Annotated in this window: 1 protein-coding gene; it reads left to right on the top strand. The window is 75.2% G+C overall.

Going from position 1 to position 2,230, the window contains the following annotated elements; all coding sequences use genetic code 11:
* Positions 1-324 precede the first annotated feature (324 nt).
* Positions 325-2,115, top strand: coding sequence for a glycoside hydrolase family 35 protein (locus ACWD4P_RS38110; RefSeq protein WP_449782807.1), 1,791 nt, complete (start codon positions 325-327; stop codon positions 2,113-2,115).
* The last annotated feature ends 115 nt before the right edge of the window (positions 2,116-2,230 follow it).

Here is a 2,230-nt window from a genome sequence, read left to right as displayed (position 1 = left end):
GGCCCGCCAGGCGGTCAGGACGGGCTCGACCAGTGCCCACCGGGCGTCGGACAGGCCGGCCGCCCCGGGCCCCACCCGCCGCCCGCGGCCGGTCCGGGTGGGTCCGCGACCCGGCGAATCCTGCTGGAAAGCGCTTTCCAAGCAGCCCCGGACTGGGTAGGCTCGACCACCGTGGCAGGACTCCCGCCACCCCTCCCACCCCGTGCCGCGCCGCGGTCCGGCCCCGCCCCGCGGAACCGGTCGGCCGCCGGCCGCGCCTGCCCCAGAAGCACTCCGCAGAAGCTCCCAAGCACTCCCCAGAAGCACTCCGAAAGCTGGCCCCTGATGCTCGACCACGACGAAACCGGGTACCTCCGGGACGGGGCGCCGCACCGCGTCGTCTCCGGTGCCCTGCACTACTTCCGCGTCCACCCCGACCTCTGGGAGGACCGCCTGCGACGGCTGCGCGCGATGGGCGCCAACACCGTCGACACCTACGTCCCCTGGAACTTCCACGAGCTGCCCTCCGGCGCCTTCGACTTCACCGGCTGGCGCGACGTCGCCCGGTTCAGCCGCATCGCCCAGGAGCAGGGCCTCGACGTCATCCTGCGGCCCGGCCCCTACATCTGCGCCGAGTGGGAGTTCGGCGGCCTGCCGGCCCGGCTGCTCGCCGACGACGCGCTGCGGCTGCGCTGCGCCGACCCGGCCTACCTCGCCGAGGTCGACGCCTGGTTCGACGCCGTCGTGCCGGAGATCCTGCCGCTGCTGGCCGGCCGGGGCGGCCCGGTGGTCGCGGTGCAGATCGAGAACGAGTACGGCAGCTTCGGCAACGACCGCGCCTACCTCCACCACCTGCGCGACGGCCTGCTCGCCCGCGGCGTCGACTGCCTGCTGTTCACCGCCGACGGCGCGGAGGACGCGATGCAGCAGGGCGGCGGCGTCCCCGGCCACCTGGCCACGGCGACGTTCGGCTCCCGGCCCGCCGAGCGGTTCGAGGTGCTGCGCCGCTACCAGCCCCAGGGGCCGCTGACGGCCATGGAGTTCTGGATCGGCTGGTTCGACCACTGGGGCGAGCCGCACCACGTGCGCGACGCCGCCGAGTCCGCGCGGGCGCTGGACGACCTGCTAGCGACCGGGGCCTCCGTCAACCTCTACATGGCCCACGGCGGCACCAACTTCGGCTTCTGGGCCGGCGCCAACCACACGGGGACCCGGCCGTTCGACACCGGCTACCAGCCGACCGTCACCAGCTACGACTACGACGCCCCGATCGGCGAGGCCGGCGAACTCACCGAGAAGTTCCACGCCTTCCGCGCCGTCATCGGCACGTACGTCCCCCTGCCGGAGGGCGAACTGCCCGCACCCGCCCCGCGGGTCTCCCCGCAGCGCGTCCGGCGGCGGGCCGCCTGCGCCCGGCTGCTGGCGAACCTCGACGCCCTGTCCGAGCCGGTGCGCCGCGCCTCGCCCGAGCCGATGGAGAAGGTCGGCCAGTCCCTCGGCCTCATCCACTACCGCACCCGGATCTCCGGTCCGCGGCCCTCCATGCCGCTGCGCATCGACGGGATCGGCGACCGCGCCCACGTGTTCGCGGACGGCCGGCCGCTGGGCGTGCTGCACCGCGACGCCCCGGCGGAGACGCTGCCGCTGGAGGTCGGGCCCGAGGGCGTCGTGCTCGACATCCTGGTCGAGGCGCTCGGCCGGGTGAACTACGGTCCGCTGCTGGACGACCGCAAGGGCATCGTCCGCGGGGTCTCCCACGGTCACCAGCGGCTGTTCGACTGGGAGATCCGCCCGCTGCCGCTCTCCGAGCTGGACGGGCTCCGCTACGAGGAGGCCGGCCCGGCGACCGGTGCGGACCCGGCCTTCCACCGCTTCGAGGCCTCGCTCGGCGAGCCCGCCGACGCCTTCGTCGCCCTGCCCGGCTGGGGCCGCGGGCTGCTCTGGCTCAACGGCTTCCTGCTCGGCCGCTACTCCGCGCAGGGCCCCCAGCGGACCCTCTACGCCCCGGCTCCGCTGTGGCGGGCGGGCGTCAACGAGCTCGTCCTGCTCGAACTGGACACCCACGGCGAGGAGATCGAGCTCCGCGACCAGCCCGACCTCGGGCCCCTCGCCGCGGCCCCCAGCTCCGAGTACTGAGCCCCGCGAGCCCGAGCCCCACCCCACCGGCCCCCAGCCCCCGGCCCGCCCGACCCGTCGGCGGCCGTGCTCCTCGGTCGGAGTGCCTCTTCGACGAGGACGGCCACGAGTCCCG

The organism is Kitasatospora sp. NPDC002543 (assembly GCF_053594915.1).
The sequence above is the reverse complement of the archived record's forward strand: the minus strand, read 5'-3'. Positions and strand labels throughout refer to the sequence as shown.

Coding starts and splice junctions, on each gene's coding strand:
- ACWD4P_RS38110 (WP_449782807.1), top strand. CDS start 325: ATGCTCGACCACGACGAAACCGGGTACCTCCGGGACGGGGCGCCGCAC.